Genomic DNA, 16,904 nt, shown 5'->3' with positions numbered 1-16,904 from the left:
TTTTATAATTAATGATGCTGAATTTAGATATGTTGGTACTTGGAGATCATTTAGAATGAATCAATATCTTAGAACAGATGATTTATCTGTATTTGAAGGTAATGATGAAGAATATTTAAAAACAATAAATACTTTAAAGAACGTTATCAATTCTAATACAACTCACAAAGATTTTATTTGTGATAGATATGTAGATGGAAATTGGCTCAAAAATTTTATTTCAGATTCAAGTATTGATTCTAATATTGCTTTTGAGGATATTGCTGAAGAATTGAATAAGAATGTTGGTTATGTACAACAACAAAAAGGATTTATTTCTGCGAGTGTTACACCTACAGACAACGTGTTTACAGATAGACCTATTAAAATAGAATTATACGTTCCAAAAGGAACTCATTGTTATGCAACACCTAATGACTATGAAAGTGAAATTATATTTAATACTGGAGTAAAATTTAATTTAAGAGAAGCTAAGTGTGAAAATGATAATTTAATATTAAAAATATTAATTGAGGAGGTAAACAATGGATAAAAAGAATATGAGCTTAATAGAAAGAGCTAAATTAAGTGTAAAATCTCCATTTGAAGCAACAAATGAGGAATTAGCTGATTCGAGATTTTGTGATGATGTTGATTTTAAATCAAAAGAAGAAGAAAAATATTTTTGTAGTTTACCTGATTCTATAGCAGGAGACGAAATAAAACGATTAACCATTGGAATGGAAAAATTTGGTTACGACAATAAGAAAAAATTAAGCGACCTGAATAAGTCGTAAAACTGTTTAAAATCTCTTTTGTTTTAGTCCTGGACAAGACTTTAAAAGGTCTTTTTTGTGTGGGAATATAGCTCAGTTAGGTAGAGCAATTAATTTTTATTAATGAGACACAGGTTCAAATCCTATTATTCCCGCCATTTTGGTTGTGGGACCTAAACCTACATAACTCTATTAGTATTGGTGATACTTAAAATTAACCTGAGGAGGAAATAATGAAAAAAGAAGAACTATTGGAATTAGGATTAAATGAAGAACAGATTCAAGGAGTTTTCAAATTAAATGGTCAAGATATTAATTCTATTAAGTCAGAAAGAGACAACTTAAAGTCTGAACTTGAAGTTGCAAATAATAAAATTTCTGATTTTGAAAAAATTAATGTTGATGAAATCAAATCTGAAATAGAAAAATATAAAAATGAAATTTCTGATTTAAAGCTTAATCATTCTATTGAAAATTCTCTAATGAAATCTAAAGTTAAGAATCCTAAAGCGGCTAAAGCACTATTGGATATGGAAGTTTTAAAGAATTCCAAAAATTTTGATTCAGATTTAGAAACTCAAATTAATAATCTCAAGAAATCAGATGATTATTTATTTGAAGTTGAAGGAAGCTCAGTAGGTGGTGCTGGTTCTGTAAATGAACCTAATGTTAAAGATATGACTTATTCACAAATGATGGAATACTTAGAAAAGAATCCAGGTGCTAAAATTTAAGGAGGAATAATATGCCAGCAATATTTGATGCAAAATATTTTAATGCGGAAGTCTTTACACCATGCCATGGTCTATAACGCAAAAACTGAAATCAAAGACCCAATCAAATGGGGAATAAGTGGGATTTCACTTTATCCATTCTATAATCCTAAGTCGGAGGGGTTTGTCGGAGCATATGCCGATGTACTAAGAGCGACGAAACATACCGCTATAGGCTTTAAAGGAAATAAGGTCTACTTAATAGAAAGTGATAAAAGTCTTACATTAGATGACTTTAGAAAAGGCTTGCTAAATAGTCGAATTGCTTTTGATGGGTTGATAAATTTAGACGGTGGAGGCTCAACACAGATGACTTTTGGCGGCAAAAAGCTGATATCGTCTGTAAGGGCCCTAAATCACCATATAAGGCTTTTAAATGTTTAGACGAGAAATTGCATTAAAACGCGCCAAAGAAAATGAATCTAATAATTAAGTTTAAACCTCGTTGTGACGAAAGACCTTGGTTAATCGCCCGTGAAGATGGAGAATATAAACAACATGCACATTTGAGAACAAAACAAGAAGCTTTAAAAGTCAGAAATTTAATTGATCGCTGGGTATATCCTTATAATAAAAATTATAAAATTGCAGTCAAAAGACTTTTAACTGAAGAAGAATTTAAATCCTTAGATAAAAAAGATAGGTATTTTAATAGAAAAAAGTTTTAGTTTTTGTTGTCCATTTGTTGTCCGAAACCTAATTATGATTAAATATGATAAATTATAAGAAAATAAAGAAACGTGTAAATTTCAATCAAAAAGTTATATTTAAATAAAAATAAATAAAAGCTCCCATTTATGTTATAATTAGAACATGCTGATGTGGCTCAGATGGTAGAGCAGTGCACTCGTAATGCACAGGTCGGGGGTTCGAGTCCCCCCATCAGCTCCAAAAATGTTATGAAATATTTATTTATATATAGTACAAAAGCCGGGAAAAATGATTTTAATAAGTTCCATAGAGAAATTAAAGATTTTTTTATAAAAAAGTCTTTAATAGAAAATTGCCAATTTGTTTTTACAGAAGATGAAAATCATGGAAGAAGGGCGGCAAAAAAATTTGCCCTTGAAAATAAAGAGGGAATAGTTTATGCTTGCGGCGGAGATGGAACCCTATCTGAAATAGCAAATGTTTTAAAAAATACAAATATAGCCTTGGGACTTATACCAATGGGAACGGCAAATGATTTTTCGAAAATATTTGATTATGAAAAATTCACCTTAGACGACTTAATAAATCCGCAAATAAAAAAAATAGACACAATAGAAATAAATAAAACTCATACATCTATAAATATTGCATCAACGGGCCTGGATACAAGAGTTTTAGAATATGCAAGGGAATATGCAAAAAAATATAAATTTTTAGGAAAAAGGATTTATGACCTTGCAACTTTAAAAGTATTGTTTAACAATAGGGGACAAAAAATAAAAATGTTTATAGATGAAAAAATAATTGAGGGGACATATACTCTTTGTGCTTTTTGTAACGGATCTTATTATGGAGGAGGATTTAATCCTGCGCCTAATAGTATTTTAAATGACGGTAAAATGGAAATAGTCTTAGCGGAATTTTTAAAAGTTCCTGAAATTATAAGACTTATACCTAAATATAAAAAAGGTCAAATTTTTAATGAAGATAAAATTAAAATCTTTAAGGCGGAAAATGTAAAAATTGAACTCCCAGAAGAAATTAATTTAAATATTGATGGAGAGCTTTTAAAAGATAGAGAATTTAATTTAAAATTAAATAAAGAAAATTTAAAATTTGCTATCCTTGCAAATTTAAAAAATAAAAACCAAATAAAATAATGCTTCATTTGAAGCATTATTTTTTTAAATTTAAATTAAATCGTCTTTTATAAATTGACGGAGCTTTGGAATTAAAAATCCCTGAGCCATCGTTTCCATTTCAGCTTTATTTTTTAAAAGCTCAACAATTTTCATTCCCATGGCAATTGCAAGACCGGGGCCCATGGCAGTTACCATATTATCATCAATGCAGATTGGAAGATCTTTTGGATTTTTAATACTTAAATTTTCTTGAAATCCGGGAAAACATGTAAAACTTTTGTCTTTTAAAAGTCCTGCCTTATCTAAAGCAATAGGGCCGGCACAAATTGCACAAACAAGTTTTCCGTCTTCATAAAAGTCTTTTATTAAGTTAAGGACCTTTTTATTTTCTGATAAATTCACAGCTCCAGGAAGACCGCCAGGAATATAAAGAGCCCTGTAATGATTGGGATTTATATCTTCCAACAACTTATCAGCCTTAATTTTAACATTATGGGAGCTTAAAACAAGAAGTTCCTTTTCCGTTGAAACTAAATCACAAATAAGATTTGCTCTTCTTGCCATGTCTAAAACAGTGAGAGCTTCCACTTCCTCAAAACCTTCTGCAAGTAAAATTATTAAATCTTTCATAAAAACTCCTTTCGTAATAAATTTATCCAAAAATAAAAAATTAAAACAAAATAAAAAGACGATTTCCTAAGAATAAAATTAGGAAAAAATAAAAAATCAGAGAAAAACATAAAATATTTTTGTATTTAATACCAAAAAATTGCAAACAATAAGTATTTTAAAGAATAAGAAAGAAAAATTTTAATATTTTTAATATAATATAAATGTAAAAAAGATAATTAAAATGTTTTCATAAAAATAAACCGATTAATAATTCAATCGGTTTATTACATTTTAAAAAATAATATGAGGTGAATAAAATGGGCAAAAGAATAGTACTTGCACTTGGCGGAAATGCACTTGGAAATACGCCTGAAGAACAAAAAGAAGCAGTAAAAATAACTGCTGAATCAATAGTAGATTTAATTGAAGCAGGAAATGAAGTTGTAATAGGACATGGAAACGGTCCTCAAGTAGGTATGATTAATCTTGCAATGACAGCAGCAAGCGAATCAGCAGCAAAAACACCTGCTATGCCTTTCCCTGAATGTGGAGCAATGAGTCAAGGATACATTGGCTATCATCTTCAAAATGCAATTGAAAATGAACTTGCAAAAAGAAAAGTTGATAAATCTGTAGTAACTTTAGTAACACAAGTTTTAGTAGATGAAAAGGATCCTGCTTTTTCAAATCCTACAAAACCAATAGGATCATTCTACTCAAAAGAAGAAGCTGATAAAATAGTAGCTGAAAAAGGATATACCTTTAAAGAAGACGCAGGAAGAGGTTACAGAAGAGTTGTAGCATCACCAAAGCCTGTTGATATAGTAGAAAAAGCATCAATAAATGCAATTTTAAAAGCAAATCAAGTAGTAATAGCCGGTGGCGGAGGAGGAATCCCCGTTATTAAAAAAGACGGACAACTTGAAGGAGTAGCAGCAGTAATAGACAAAGACTTCACATCAGCAAAACTTGCAGAACTTGTAGATGCTGATATGCTTGTAATTTTAACAGCAGTAGAAAAAGTTGCCATAAGATTTGGAAAGCCAGATCAAGAATGGTTAAACGAACTTACAATAGCAGATGCACACAAATATATTGAAGCAGGAGAATTTGCACCTGGTTCAATGCTTCCAAAAGTAGAAGCAGCACTAAGCTTTGTAAACTCTAAAAAAGGAAACAAGGCACTAATCACAAGCCTTGAATCTGCAAAAGACGGAATTGCTGGCAAGACAGGAACAACAATAGTTAATAATTAATATAATTTTTTAAAAGAAGGTTTTTTAAAGCCTTCTTTTTTTTTAATAAGATTTTATATTTTCTTAAGATTTAATTCACAAATATTTAAATTCTCTAAGTTATATTATTTGTGGAGGGAAAATATGAAATTTATAAAATTTATATTTAAAACAATAATAAGATTAATCTTTTTAATATTTTTAATTTTTCTCATTTTAAATGCTGGAAGATTTTTACAAAGAGGAAATTTAAATTTTTTACATATAGGAAAAGAAAATCATAAAGTCCTTAAAGATTTAAAAGAGCCTCTTGAAAAGTATTTAAAAGAAAATTATAAGGCTTATTATGACCTTAAAAATATAAAAATAAAAAAAATAAAAGAAGAAGATGGAGGGATAAGTTTTACTGGAAACTTTAAAATGACCCTTAATAAAAAGCCGGAAGACTTACCATTTTTTAAAGCTTTAGAGGACAGCAAAATAAAAGATCCCCAGTTTTTAAAATATAAAAAATACCTTCTGAGCTTAGCAAATAAAAATTATAATAAAAATCAAGAAACAAGTATAAATTTCTTTTTGCCCTATGGAAAAAATAAGGTGGAAGATTTAAAACTTAAGAAAAATAAAGATTATCTGCCCATAACAAATCTGAAAATAGATGATGATATTTTGTATAAAAGGGGTCAAAGGGCGGTAAAATCCTTTGCTTATTTTAAAAAACCAGTCTTTAATTTGGATAAGTCGGTAAAATATTGTAGAGAAAATTGGAATAGAGAGCCACAATACCAAAATGATTGTGCAAATTTTGTGTCCCAATGTTTAGTTGCAGGAGGCCTTAAAGAAAATGAGGATTTTAAACCTCAACATATAAATTATATTTCTACAGGTTATGGAAGAGAAAAAACAGGCTTGGTTAAATATCTTGAAAAAAATAATATTCATGGCCTAATAAAAAACAGATCTCTTGCAGTGGAAGGTTCAGTTGTATATTGGAACAATTTTTCCCATGTAGGATTAATAACTTATAATGACACGATTTTAATAAAATATTCAGCCCACACCTTGGCAAAATTAAATGAGATAATCCCAGAAAAATTAGATGTAAAATTTTATTCTCCCATAATAAAAAGTAATTAAAAAAAACCCTAAAATTTTTTTAGATTTTAGGGTTTTTTAATTAAGCAAAAGTTTCTTTTAAATAATTTATAATGTCCATGGATTCATACATGGGCTTATCTCCAATGAAAAGACAAGGCACTTGGCGTTTGCCACCCTTTTCAACTAAAAACTTTTCAGCTTCCTTATCTTCATCAATGTTTATTATTTCAACTGCACTTATATTTTTTTCTTCAAGAAATTTTTCTACCTTTCTGCAAAAAGGACAAACTGTTCTTACATATAATCTTAAATTTTCCATAATTACCTCCTAAATTAATGATACCCATCTTAAATATTTTTAAAAAGTTTTATTTTTGATATAATGATAGAGAGGTGAATTATGGGTTTATTAGATGAACTTTTTAACAATTTGGGAGATATCACTGAAAGTCTTCAAGGAATAAGTGTGAATTTAAAAAATAATGCAAAAAAAATAAAGAAAACCGGTAAAATTCGTTTGGAAATTGTTAAAGAAGAAAAAAAACTGAAAGATACATATGAAGAATTGGGAAGACTTTATTATGATAAGTTTTATAATAATAAAGAAGTTGATCTTGATGGTCTTGCCCTTAAAATTGAACCTATTCTTGCGAGAATAATGGCTCTTGAAAATTCTTTAAAATTGGCAATGCAGGAATCAGATATAAGTGACGACAACTTAGATGTTAATTCCAAACACTTTGAAGAAAATTACAATAAGGAAAATAAAAGAGAAAGCTACATCTACATTGATGAAGAAGATTTGAAATGATTAAGAAAAATTTAAAAATAGATGATATAAATATTGCCTATATTGATAAGGGAGATAAAAATAAAGATGATGCCCTTATAATTTTACATGGCTGGGGCGCCTATATCGAGTCTATAATGCCAATTTTTAATTTAATTGAAGATAGATATGTCTTTGCTTATGATGCACCTGGATTTGGGGCTTCTGATGCGCCTAATGAAGTCTGGGGCACTTATGAATATAGTGAATTTTTAAAAAAAATTTTAGATAAGTTAAATTTAAAATCTGCAAGTTTTATAGGTCATTCCTTTGGCGGAAAAACTTTAAGCATTTTTGCCGCAAAGTATCCGGAAAAAGTTAAGGGGCTGGTTTTAATTGATGCTTCAGGGGTTTTACCTAAGAGAACTTTTGACTATTATTTTAAAGTTTATTCCTATAAGCTTATGAAAAATATTTACAGGATTTTTAAACCCTTTATTGGAGAAAAAAAACTGGAAAGTTTTAAAAAATCTCGCGGTTCCGATGATTATAATGCGGCTCAGGGAATAATGAGAAAAATTTTTGTAAAAGTTGTAAATGAGTCTACGGAGTCTTATTTTGAAAAAATTAAGGCAGATACTCTTTTAATATGGGGCAAAAATGACGATGCAACTCCTCTTTATATGGGGGAGGTTTTTAATAAAAAAATAAAAAATTCAGGACTTGTGGTTTTAGATGGGGGGCACTACTCTTATCTTGATGATTTTAATTCTTTCGGTCCTGTTCTTAGATCTTATTTAGGAGAAATTAAATGAATTTTGGAATTTTAGATATATTACGTCTTACTCTTTACTTGGTATATGTTTTTTTAGGTTATTTATTATGCCTGGCAAGGGGAAGATACATGCTTAATATGTTGCAAATTGAAGAATATAACAATTCTAAATTTGCTATATGGCTTAAAGAAAATTTAAATAAGGTTTTTTCTTTTACAAATACTACAGATGCAAAAACTCCCCTTGTGATGACTGACAGGGCAAAGAGGTTATATAAACTATTTTTATTTATAAATTCAGTTCTTTTTGCAGGAGTTTTGGGTCTTTTATTTGCAAAATTCAATGACTTAGGTCTTGTAATAATTGTTCTTGTTTTATTGATAGCTCTTATTCAACCCTTAATTCTTTTAATTGCCAATGGAATAAGAAGTCCTTTAGAAAAGAAAATTAATATGGGATTTTATAAATCCGCTCAGGAAAAAATAATAAAATATAAAAAAAATGGTCTTAAAGTAGTGGGCATCACAGGTTCTTTTGGAAAGACCAGTGTAAAATTTTATTTGGAAACAATTTTAAGGGAAAAGTTTAAGGTACAAAATTCACCTTCTTCTTACAACACCCCCATGGGACTTTCAAAGGTTATAAATAATGACCTAGAAGAGGAAAGTCAGATTTTTATTGCTGAAATGGGAGCCTATAAACCTGGAGAAATAGATGAGTGTGCAAAACTTGTTATGCCTGATATTGGAATTTTAACTGCAGTAGGGCCTACTCACATGCAATCTTTCAAGACCATTGAAAATATACAAAAGACAAAGTATGAATTAATTGAAAATCTTCCGGAAGATGGGACTGCAATTTTTAATTATGACAACGACTATGTAAAGCCTCTTGCAGATAAAACTTTAAAAAAGACTATAAGATACGGTTTAAAAGACAATGAAAAATTAAGTTTAAAGGCTGAAAATATAGTCCTGGATGAAAGGGGTTCAAGCTTTGATTTAAGCTATGAAGGTAAATCTCTTCCTTGCACAACAAAACTTTTGGGAGAACATTCAATTCAAAATTTACTGGGAGCTGCAGGAGCCGCTCTTACTTTAGGAATGAGCCTTGAAGAAGTTGTGAATGGAATAAAAAAAGTAGAACCCGTTGAACATAGACTTAATTTAATTGAAGGGGGAGGAAATGGAGTAATAGTTATAGATGATGCTTTTAATTCAAACCCTGTAGGTTTTCGTGCCGCTTTAAAAGTCTTAGGTGCCTTTAAAAATGGACGAAAGATAATTATAACTCCCGGTATGGTTGAACTGGGAGATATGGAAGAAGAGGAAAATTATAAGATAGGAAAAGTTATGGCTGATGTCTGCGACTATTCCATTCTTGTTGGTATAAAAAGAACAGCTCCTATTAAAAGAGGTCTCGAGGAAATGGGAGTTGAAAGTGATAAAATTATAGTTGTAAAGAATTTAAATCAAGCAATGTCTGAGCTTTCAAAAATCACAAGACCAAATGATGTTGTGCTTTTTGAAAATGATTTGCCGGATACTTATGAGGAGTAAAAAATGGAAAATATTGCAGTTATTTTTGGGGGAAGAAGCGTAGAACATGAAGTTTCCGTAATAACGGGGATGCAAGTTGTGGAAAATATGGATAGGACAAAATTTAATCCAATTCCTATTTTGATTACAAAAGACGGAAAATTCTTAAGTGGAGAGGGTCTTAAAGATTTCGGAAATATAAAACATAAGAGATTTGAAAATACTCAAGAAGTATTTTTTAAGCCCATTTATAAAGATTTTAATCTTTATACCCAAGTGGAAGAAAAGGGAGGACTTTTCAGTAAAAAGACTGAATCGACTCAAATTTATAAAAAAATAGACGGAGTATTTATTGCCCTTCACGGAACTTTTGGAGAAGATGGATGCATCCAAGGACTTTTTGAACTTATTGGAATACCCTATATAGGTTGTGGAGTTTCAGCAGCTGCAGTGGGTATGGACAAGGTTCTTATGAAAAAAGTTTTCGGCTCTTTTAATATTCCAATGACTGATTATTTTTATTTTTACAGAGATGGTTTTAATGAAGACCAAATCATAGAAAAAGCTGAAAAAATAGGCTATCCTCTTTTTGTAAAGCCTGCAAACTTAGGCTCAAGTGTAGGAATTTCAAAGGCAAAGGACAGAACTTCTTTTATAGAAGCTATAGAAGTTGCCAAAAATTATGATAGAAAAATCTTAGTTGAAAAAGCTGTAGAAAGCCCAAGAGAAATAAACTGTGCTGTTTTAGGTTATGAAAATGACCTTATAACTTCCCTTTGTGAAGAACCCTTAGGATGGAAGGACTTTTTATCTTATCAAGATAAATATATGGGATCTGGAAAAACTAAAAGCGGTGGAGGAATGAAAAATCAAGAAAAAAATCTACCGGCTAAAATTTCTCAAGAGATGAAGGAAGAAATAGAAAATCTTGCTAAAAAAGCATTTTGTGCTATAGACGGAAATGGCGTTGCAAGAGTAGATTTTTTAGTTGATAAGGATAAGGTTTATGTAAATGAAATCAATACCCTGCCTGGATCAATTTCTTTTTATCTTTTTGAACCTATGGGAATAAAAATGACAGACCTCATAACAAAACTTATTGAGTTTGGAAAGAAAAGAAATGGACAAAGAAATAAAAACATTTATTCTTATGATTCAGATCTATTTAATAAAACCACTTATGGGGCGAAATTATAATGATTGAAGATAAAATTTTAGAATATATTAAAGAAAATCCTGGCGTTGGTTTGGGAAAACTTCCTAAAATCTTTCAAGTAGATAAATACAATAGAAAAGAATTTATAAAAATGATTGATGGTCTTGAAAAAGATGGAAAGATTTTTATAGATAAGCATGAAAAGATTTTTTTAGTAGACGGAGTTAAATATGTAAGAGGAAAAATACAGGGAAACGAAAAAGGTTTTGGCTTTTTAATATCTGACATGGCAAAGGACATTTATATTGCAAAAGAAGATATGAATTCTGCCATGAATAAGGATATTGTCCTTGTAAAAATAAAAAAGGATCAGAAAGATAAAAAACCAGAAGGAAAAGTTTTAAAAATAATAAAAAGAGGGGAAGAAAAAATAATAGGAGTACTTCAAGCCTCAAAAGACTATGGTTTTGTAATACCTGATGATCCTAAATATAGTAGTGATATTTATATACCAAAAGAAGAAATAAATGGCGCTCAAGACGGACAAAAAGTAGTAGTAAAAATAACAAAATGGGCCGAAAAAAATAAAAACCCTGAAGGAAAAATAAAGGGCATCTTAGGTTATGTGGGGGAGCCGGGAGTAGATATACTTTCCATAGCTCAAAGCTTTGATATACCTTTAAAATTTCCGAAAAAAGTTTTAAATGAAGCAAAATATATACCCCAAGAAATTTCTGAAAAATCTTTAAAGGATAGGGCAGATTTTAGGGACCATACAATTTATACAATAGACGGAAAAGATTCAAAAGACTTTGATGATGCTATAGAAGTTTGTAAAAACACAGACGGGACATATTTTTTGGGAGTTCATATAGCAGATGTAAGTCAATATGTAAAAGAAGCCTCTTATATTGATAAGGAAGCTTTTAAAAGAGGAAATTCCTATTACCTTATAGACAAAGTAATTCCTATGCTTCCAGTTGAACTTTCCAATGGCATTTGTTCTTTAAATGAAGGAGTTGAAAGGCTCACCTTATCTTGTCTAATGACAGTGGATCAAAAAGGAAAAGTAATAAAATCGGAAATAAAAGAATCTGTAATAAAATCTAAAAGAAGACTGGTATACGATAATGTAAGTGACTATCTTGAAAAAGGAATAAAACATGAAAGTCTTGAAGGCCTTTATGAAAGTCTGGATTTAGGAAAAGAACTTGCTGAAATTTTAATGAAAAAAAGAGAAGACAGGGGAGCTATAGATTTTGACTTTCCAGAAAATGAGTTTGTCATTAACGAGGAAGGCCACCCTCTTGAAGTAAAAATAAGCGAAAGAAGAATAGGCAATAAGCTTATAGAAGAATTTATGATACTTGCCAATGAAACAGTTGCAGAAACCTATTATTGGATGCAAGTTCCCTTTTTATACAGAATTCACGAAGAACCGGAAGAAGAAAAAATCGATACCCTAAATGCAGCTATAAGACATTTAGATTTAAAAGTAAAAGTTTCACAAGAACTGCAACCTATAGAAATACAAAAGCTTATAAAAAAAGTGGAAGGAAGTCCGGAAGAGCTTTTTGTTTCAACTCTTGCCCTTAGAAGTTTGCAAAAGGCAAGATATTCGGAAGTAAATGATAAACACTTTGGACTTGCATCAAAATATTATTGTCACTTCACATCACCTATAAGAAGATATGCGGACCTTACAATTCATAGAGTAATAAAAGATATAATTCATGGAAGACTTTCTGAAAAAAGAATAAAAAGTCTTGAAGCCCTAATGCCTTTAATAGCAGATAAAACTTCAATGATGGAAAGAGTTGCTCAAAGCGCCGAAAGAAAAGTGGATGCAGTTAAAATGGCTGAATACATGAAAGATCACATAGGAGAATCTTTTGAAGGTATAATCTCATCTGTTACAAACTTCGGAATATTTGTCCAACTTCAAAATTTAATTGAAGGCTTAGTGTCCTATCAGTCCATGGACGAGTACTTTGAATATGATGAAAATGAATTTTGTGCAAAAAGTACACAAAGTAATAAAAGCTACCACATGGGAGATAAGGTAAAAGTAAAATGTCTAGGAGCAGATTTGATTGCAGGGACAATAGACTTTGAATTGGAGTAAAAATGGCAAAAGAACAAGAAAATTTTCTTGCACAAAATAGAAAAGCAAGACATGAATATTTTTTAGATGAAACTTACGAAGCTGGAATAGTTTTAGTAGGAACGGAAGTTAAATCTATAAGAAAAGGAAAATGTAATATAAAAGATGCCTACTGCCAAATAAAAAATAGAGAAGTTTTTATAGAAAATATGCACATAAGCCCCTATGAACAAGGGGGAATTTATAATGTGGATCCAATAAGAGAAAGAAAACTTCTTTTAAATAAAAGTGAAATAAGAAAATTGGACAGGGCAATTTCTCAAAAAGGTTACACAATAATTCCAACAAAAGTTTATTTGGTAAGAGGCAGGGTAAAAGTTGAGATAGCCTTAGCAAGAGGTAAAAAACTTTACGACAAAAGAGATGCAATAGCAAAAAGAGATGCAGATAGACGCATAAAACAATATGAAAAAAATTAAAAATAAAAAATTTAAAAACATGGAAAATTTTATTTCCATGTTTTTTTAATATAAAAAACAAAAATGCTTCACGTGAAGCATAAAAAATTAAATTTTAAAATGCTCTATATAAAGCGTAAAAAATATCTTATAAAAAAATAAAAAATTTTTTTGAAAAATATTTGCAAAAAAAATAATAGATGTTATAATAAAGCTAAGGTCAAAGAAGGTCAAACATAAAAGCGAAAAAATATTAAAACAAATTTGATCTGTACAAGGAAGTGAAATATATGGAGTATAAAGATTATTATAAAATTTTAGGCGTTGAAAAAAGCGCATCAGATAAAGAAATTAAATCAGCCTTTAGAAAGCTTGCAAAAAAATATCATCCGGACTTAAATCAAGGTGATAAAAAAAGTCAGGAAAAATTTAAAGAGATAAACGAAGCTTATGAAGTGCTTTCAGATAAAGATAAAAGACAAAAATACGATACCTTCGGATCAAATTATGATTTCAGTCAAGGAACAAACTTCGATCCCTCTCAATATGGTTACACCTATACGAGCGGGGGAAGTGGAGGAAATTTTTCAGACTTTTTTGATTTAATTTTCGGTAGAGATTCTTCAAAGGATAGGGGTTTTAGTAAGGGAAGCTTTGGTGGTTTTAATATGGGAGATATTTTTTCCGATATGACTTCTTCAAGAAGCAGAAAACCTCAAAGAAAATCCTATGAAACTGAAATTAGTCTTTCTTTAGAGGAAGCTTATAAGGGAACTGAAAAAAAATTAAAACTTAATATAGATTCAAAATCTGTGGATATTGATTTAAAAATTCCATCAGGTATAGGCCCTAGTAAAAAAATCAAAGTTAAGGGTGAAAAATACGGAGTTAATGGAGATATTTTATTTAAAATAAAATTAATACCTAATCACAATTTTACCCTTGATGGCTTAAATTTAACTAGTAAGGTTAATATTTTCCCGTGGGATGCAGCTTTAGGAAAGGATCTTTTAGTAGATACCTTAAATGGAAAAATAAAATTAAAACTTCCCGCAGGTTTTAAGGGTGGAAGCAAAATGCGTGTAGCAGGCAGAGGTTTTAAAGACTTAAAGGGCAAAAAAGGAGACTTATATATAGAATTTAACATTGTAAATCCTCAAAGCTTAAGCCAAGACCAAAAGGATTTATATGAAAAGCTAAGAGATTTAGATAAATAGAAAAAAGAAAATAAAAAAGAAAAAGGTGATAATATGAATTTTGAAAAGTGGACGCAAAAAAGCGTAGAAGCTTTACAAAAAGCTCAAAATCTTGCAAATGAATTTGGAAATCCTCAAATAGAAGATATCCATTTAAATCAGGCTTTAGTGTCTGATAATGAAGGTTTGATTTCCAAAGTATTATCATATATGGGAATTAATCCAGATTTAGTAAAAGACGATTTGAAAAAGGAAATTGAAAAACTTCCTAAGCAAAGAGGGGGAAATATATCTCCCAGCCAAGATCTTGCCGTAATAATAAGGGACGCAGATAAGATAAGAGATGAATTTGCAGACTCTTATACTTCCGTTGAACATCTTTACATGGCAATGATAAAACGTGGAGGAAAGTCTAAAGAAATTTTCAAAAAATTTAACATAAATATGGAAAATTTTCTTGAAAATCTTCAAAAAATAAGAGGCAATCAACACGTTACCAGTGATAATCCGGAAGATACTTTTGATGCTTTAAATAAATATGGTAGAGATTTAACTATGGAAGCTCGTGCCGGAAAAATAGATCCGGTTATAGGTAAAGATGAAGAAATTCGTAATGTAATAAGAATTTTATCAAGACGTACAAAAAACAACCCCGTTTTAATTGGAGAACCTGGTGTAGGTAAAACTGCCATAGTTGAAGGACTTGCCCAAAGAATAGTATCAGGAGATGTTCCTGAAGGTTTAAAAACAAAGACTATTTTCTCTCTTGACATGGGTTCATTAATAGCAGGAGCAAAATACAGGGGAGAATTTGAAGAAAGATTAAAGGCTGTTTTAGGGGAAGTAAGAAAAAGCGAAGGTCAAATAATATTATTTATAGATGAAATTCACAACATTGTAGGTGCAGGGAAAACAGATGGTGCTATGGACGCATCAAACCTTTTAAAACCTATGCTTGCCAGGGGAGAACTTCATGCAATAGGAGCAACAACCCTTGATGAATTTAGAAAATATATAGAAAAAGACCCAGCCCTTGAAAGAAGATTTCAAAAAGTCTTAGTGAGCGAACCAACAGTAGAAGAAACCATTTCAATTTTACGTGGAATAAAAAATAAATACGAAATTTATCATGGTATAAGGATTTCCGACTCAGCAGTAATAGCTGCAGCAGTTCTTTCAGACAGATATATTTCAGACAGATTTTTACCGGACAAGGCAATTGATTTAATGGATGAAGCCTGCGCCATGTTAAGAACTGAAATTGACTCCATGCCAACGGAAATAGACCAAGTAAGACGTAAAATTCTTCAATTGGAAATAGAAAGGGAAACTTTAAAAAAAGAAAAAGACGACCAAAGTTTAAAGCGTCTTCAAAATATAGAAGAAGAACTTTCTAAAGAAAAAGAAAGCTATGATCTTCAAAAGGCAAAATGGGAAGCAGAAAAGAAAGACTTAGACAGAGTAAAAGAACTTAAAGAAAAAATAGAAGATATAAAACACAAAATAGAAGAAGCCGAAAGAAAATATGATTTGGAACAACTTTCAGTTTTAAAATATGGACAACTGCCTGAACTGGAAAAACAATTAAAAGAAGCAGAAAAAATAACAAAAGACGAACATTCCATGGTAAAGGAAGTAGTGGGAGAAGAAGAAATCAGACAAGTAATAAGCCGCTGGACAGGAATAGCTCTTGAAAAATTAAATGAAACTGAAAAGGAAAAACTTTTAAAATTAGACCAAAGACTTCACCAAAGAGTAATAGGGCAAGACCAAGCAGTAGAAGCAGTATCAGACGCCGTATTAAGAGCAAGAGCAGGTCTTAAATCACAAAATAGACCCATAGGTTCATTTATATTTTTAGGACCCACAGGAGTAGGAAAAACTGAAACAGCAAAGGCCTTAACAGAAGACTTATTTGACGATGAAAAAAATCTTATAAGACTTGATATGAGTGAATATATGGAAAAATTTTCAGTATCAAGACTAATAGGATCGCCACCAGGATATGTAGGCTATGAAGAAGGGGGACAACTTACAGAAGCTGTAAGACGTAAACCCTATTCAGTAGTCTTGTTTGATGAAATAGAAAAAGCCCATCCAGATGTATTTAATATACTCCTTCAAGTATTAGACGACGGAAGACTTACAGACAATCAAGGAAGGACAGTAGACTTTAAAAATACTGTCATTATAATGACAAGTAACTTAGGCTCATCAGACCTACTTGAAGGAATAAAAGAAGACGGAGAAATTTCTCAAGAAGCAAAAGACGCTGTAAATGAAAAATTAAAAAGAGAATTTAGACCGGAATTTTTAAACAGAGTAGACGAAATAGTTTTATTTAAGCCTCTTATGAAAGATCAAATATTTAAAATAATAGAAGCTTCAATAAAAGAAATAGAAGACCGTTTAAAAGAAAGGGAAATAAGCTTAAAAGCAACAGAAGAAGCAAAAGAATATATTTTGAAAAATTCTTACAACATTCAATATGGAGCAAGACCTGTAAAAAGATATATTCAATCACAAATTGAAACAAAACTTTCAAGACTTATAATAGCAGGAAAAGTAATAGAAAAAAGTAAAGTTGAAATAGTTGTAAAAGACAATTCCCTTGATCTTCAAGTAAAATAATAAAAATTAA

At 30.4% G+C, this 16,904-nt stretch carries 18 protein-coding genes and 2 tRNA genes; 18 read left to right on the top strand and 2 right to left on the bottom strand.

What is annotated here, in order from left to right; translation table 11 throughout:
- The first annotated feature begins 55 nt into the window (after positions 1-55).
- The 8 genes from J2S72_RS02760 (at position 56) to J2S72_RS02725 (ending at position 3,339) form a co-directional block, all read left to right on the top strand.
- Positions 56-532 (top strand): ADP-ribosyltransferase, encoded by a 477-nt coding sequence (locus J2S72_RS02760; RefSeq protein ID WP_307494940.1) that lies wholly within the window; start codon positions 56-58, stop codon positions 530-532.
- Positions 525-776 carry a hypothetical protein gene (locus tag J2S72_RS02755; RefSeq protein ID WP_307494939.1) on the top strand — a complete coding sequence of 84 codons (252 nt, stop codon included), beginning with the start codon at positions 525-527 and terminating at the stop codon, positions 774-776. Before J2S72_RS02760 ends, J2S72_RS02755 begins: the two co-directional genes overlap by 8 nt.
- A gap of 61 nt (positions 777-837) precedes the next feature.
- Positions 838-913, top strand: a tRNA-OTHER gene (locus J2S72_RS02750).
- A gap of 75 nt (positions 914-988) precedes the next feature.
- Entirely contained in the window at positions 989-1,489 is a 501-nt protein-coding gene (locus J2S72_RS02745) for a phage scaffolding protein (protein WP_307494938.1), read from the top strand.
- A 27-nt stretch (positions 1,490-1,516) separates the two neighbouring features.
- On the top strand, positions 1,517-1,912 hold the full coding sequence (locus tag J2S72_RS02740; RefSeq protein ID WP_307494937.1) for a phosphodiester glycosidase family protein: 396 nt from the start codon (positions 1,517-1,519) through the stop codon (positions 1,910-1,912).
- A 32-nt stretch (positions 1,913-1,944) separates the two neighbouring features.
- A complete protein-coding gene (locus J2S72_RS02735; protein WP_307494936.1) occupies positions 1,945-2,196 on the top strand; it encodes a hypothetical protein in 252 nt (83 codons plus the stop codon).
- A 147-nt stretch (positions 2,197-2,343) separates the two neighbouring features.
- Positions 2,344-2,419, top strand: a tRNA-Thr gene (locus tag J2S72_RS02730).
- A gap of 8 nt (positions 2,420-2,427) precedes the next feature.
- On the top strand, positions 2,428-3,339 hold the full coding sequence (locus tag J2S72_RS02725; RefSeq protein WP_023055526.1) for a diacylglycerol/lipid kinase family protein: 912 nt from the start codon (positions 2,428-2,430) through the stop codon (positions 3,337-3,339).
- Between the two features lie 30 nt (positions 3,340-3,369).
- Here J2S72_RS02725 and J2S72_RS02720 read toward each other — a convergent pair whose 3' ends face one another.
- Positions 3,370-3,951 carry a DJ-1 family glyoxalase III gene (locus J2S72_RS02720; RefSeq protein ID WP_023055482.1) on the bottom strand — a complete coding sequence of 194 codons (582 nt, stop codon included), beginning with the start codon at positions 3,949-3,951 and terminating at the stop codon, positions 3,370-3,372.
- A gap of 299 nt (positions 3,952-4,250) precedes the next feature.
- Here J2S72_RS02720 and arcC point away from each other — a divergent pair, with 299 nt between their 5' ends.
- Together arcC and J2S72_RS02710 are read left to right on the top strand one after the other, a co-directional pair.
- Positions 4,251-5,189 (top strand): carbamate kinase, encoded by a 939-nt coding sequence (gene arcC, locus J2S72_RS02715; RefSeq protein ID WP_023055616.1) that lies wholly within the window; start codon positions 4,251-4,253, stop codon positions 5,187-5,189.
- Between the two features lie 123 nt (positions 5,190-5,312).
- Positions 5,313-6,305, top strand: coding sequence for an amidase domain-containing protein (locus tag J2S72_RS02710; RefSeq protein WP_307494935.1), 993 nt, complete (start codon positions 5,313-5,315; stop codon positions 6,303-6,305).
- A 40-nt stretch (positions 6,306-6,345) separates the two neighbouring features.
- On the opposite strand, the gene J2S72_RS02705 is transcribed toward J2S72_RS02710, so the two are convergent.
- A complete protein-coding gene (locus J2S72_RS02705; protein WP_023055507.1) occupies positions 6,346-6,585 on the bottom strand; it encodes a glutaredoxin family protein in 240 nt (79 codons plus the stop codon).
- A gap of 81 nt (positions 6,586-6,666) precedes the next feature.
- Between J2S72_RS02705 and J2S72_RS02700 the strand changes: the two genes are divergently transcribed.
- The 8 genes from J2S72_RS02700 (at position 6,667) to clpB (ending at position 16,894) form a co-directional block, all read left to right on the top strand.
- Positions 6,667-7,077, top strand: coding sequence for a hypothetical protein (locus J2S72_RS02700; RefSeq protein ID WP_023055567.1), 411 nt, complete (start codon positions 6,667-6,669; stop codon positions 7,075-7,077).
- On the top strand, positions 7,074-7,850 hold the full coding sequence (locus J2S72_RS02695; protein ID WP_023055539.1) for an alpha/beta fold hydrolase: 777 nt from the start codon (positions 7,074-7,076) through the stop codon (positions 7,848-7,850). Before J2S72_RS02700 ends, J2S72_RS02695 begins: the two co-directional genes overlap by 4 nt.
- Complete coding sequence (locus tag J2S72_RS02690; protein ID WP_023055576.1) at positions 7,847-9,370, top strand: UDP-N-acetylmuramoyl-tripeptide--D-alanyl-D-alanine ligase; 1,524 nt, start codon at positions 7,847-7,849, stop codon at positions 9,368-9,370. Before J2S72_RS02695 ends, J2S72_RS02690 begins: the two co-directional genes overlap by 4 nt.
- A 3-nt stretch (positions 9,371-9,373) precedes the next feature.
- Entirely contained in the window at positions 9,374-10,546 is a 1,173-nt protein-coding gene (locus J2S72_RS02685; protein ID WP_307494934.1) for a D-alanine--D-alanine ligase family protein, read from the top strand.
- Positions 10,546-12,630 (top strand): ribonuclease R, encoded by a 2,085-nt coding sequence (gene rnr / locus J2S72_RS02680; protein ID WP_023055559.1) that lies wholly within the window; start codon positions 10,546-10,548, stop codon positions 12,628-12,630. Before J2S72_RS02685 ends, rnr begins: the two co-directional genes overlap by 1 nt.
- A 2-nt stretch (positions 12,631-12,632) precedes the next feature.
- Positions 12,633-13,088, top strand: a complete 456-nt coding sequence (gene smpB / locus J2S72_RS02675) for an SsrA-binding protein SmpB (protein WP_023055601.1) — start codon at positions 12,633-12,635, stop codon at positions 13,086-13,088.
- Positions 13,089-13,357: 269 nt separating this feature from the next.
- Complete coding sequence (locus J2S72_RS02670; RefSeq protein ID WP_307494933.1) at positions 13,358-14,284, top strand: DnaJ C-terminal domain-containing protein; 927 nt, start codon at positions 13,358-13,360, stop codon at positions 14,282-14,284.
- A gap of 33 nt (positions 14,285-14,317) precedes the next feature.
- Entirely contained in the window at positions 14,318-16,894 is a 2,577-nt protein-coding gene (clpB, locus tag J2S72_RS02665; protein ID WP_023055527.1) for an ATP-dependent chaperone ClpB, read from the top strand.
- Positions 16,895-16,904 lie beyond the last annotated feature (10 nt).

The organism is Peptoniphilus koenoeneniae, from assembly GCF_030812875.1.
GTDB lineage: Bacteria > Bacillota > Clostridia > Tissierellales > Peptoniphilaceae > Peptoniphilus_B > Peptoniphilus_B koenoeneniae.
Note: the sequence above shows the minus strand (reverse complement) of the source record. Positions and strands in the feature narration are given on the sequence as shown.

Bases quoted from the DNA above. Each gene is read 5' to 3' on its own strand.
- J2S72_RS02690 (WP_023055576.1), top strand. From the start codon at position 7,847: ATGAATTTTGGAATTTTAGATATATTACGTCTTACTCTTTACTTGGTA.
- J2S72_RS02755 (WP_307494939.1), top strand. From the start codon at position 525: ATGGATAAAAAGAATATGAGCTTAATAGAAAGAGCTAAATTAAGTGTA.
- J2S72_RS02740 (WP_307494937.1), top strand. From the start codon at position 1,517: ATGCAAAATATTTTAATGCGGAAGTCTTTACACCATGCCATGGTCTAT.
- J2S72_RS02705 (WP_023055507.1), bottom strand. From the start codon at position 6,585: ATGGAAAATTTAAGATTATATGTAAGAACAGTTTGTCCTTTTTGCAGA.
- J2S72_RS02735 (WP_307494936.1), top strand. From the start codon at position 1,945: ATGAATCTAATAATTAAGTTTAAACCTCGTTGTGACGAAAGACCTTGG.
- J2S72_RS02710 (WP_307494935.1), top strand. From the start codon at position 5,313: ATGAAATTTATAAAATTTATATTTAAAACAATAATAAGATTAATCTTT.
- J2S72_RS02745 (WP_307494938.1), top strand. From the start codon at position 989: ATGAAAAAAGAAGAACTATTGGAATTAGGATTAAATGAAGAACAGATT.
- arcC (WP_023055616.1), top strand. From the start codon at position 4,251: ATGGGCAAAAGAATAGTACTTGCACTTGGCGGAAATGCACTTGGAAAT.
- J2S72_RS02760 (WP_307494940.1), top strand. From the start codon at position 56: ATGAATCAATATCTTAGAACAGATGATTTATCTGTATTTGAAGGTAAT.
- J2S72_RS02720 (WP_023055482.1), bottom strand. From the start codon at position 3,951: ATGAAAGATTTAATAATTTTACTTGCAGAAGGTTTTGAGGAAGTGGAA.
- J2S72_RS02670 (WP_307494933.1), top strand. From the start codon at position 13,358: ATGGAGTATAAAGATTATTATAAAATTTTAGGCGTTGAAAAAAGCGCA.
- rnr (WP_023055559.1), top strand. From the start codon at position 10,546: ATGATTGAAGATAAAATTTTAGAATATATTAAAGAAAATCCTGGCGTT.
- J2S72_RS02685 (WP_307494934.1), top strand. From the start codon at position 9,374: ATGGAAAATATTGCAGTTATTTTTGGGGGAAGAAGCGTAGAACATGAA.
- smpB (WP_023055601.1), top strand. From the start codon at position 12,633: ATGGCAAAAGAACAAGAAAATTTTCTTGCACAAAATAGAAAAGCAAGA.
- J2S72_RS02725 (WP_023055526.1), top strand. From the start codon at position 2,428: ATGAAATATTTATTTATATATAGTACAAAAGCCGGGAAAAATGATTTT.
- clpB (WP_023055527.1), top strand. From the start codon at position 14,318: ATGAATTTTGAAAAGTGGACGCAAAAAAGCGTAGAAGCTTTACAAAAA.
- J2S72_RS02700 (WP_023055567.1), top strand. From the start codon at position 6,667: ATGGGTTTATTAGATGAACTTTTTAACAATTTGGGAGATATCACTGAA.
- J2S72_RS02695 (WP_023055539.1), top strand. From the start codon at position 7,074: ATGATTAAGAAAAATTTAAAAATAGATGATATAAATATTGCCTATATT.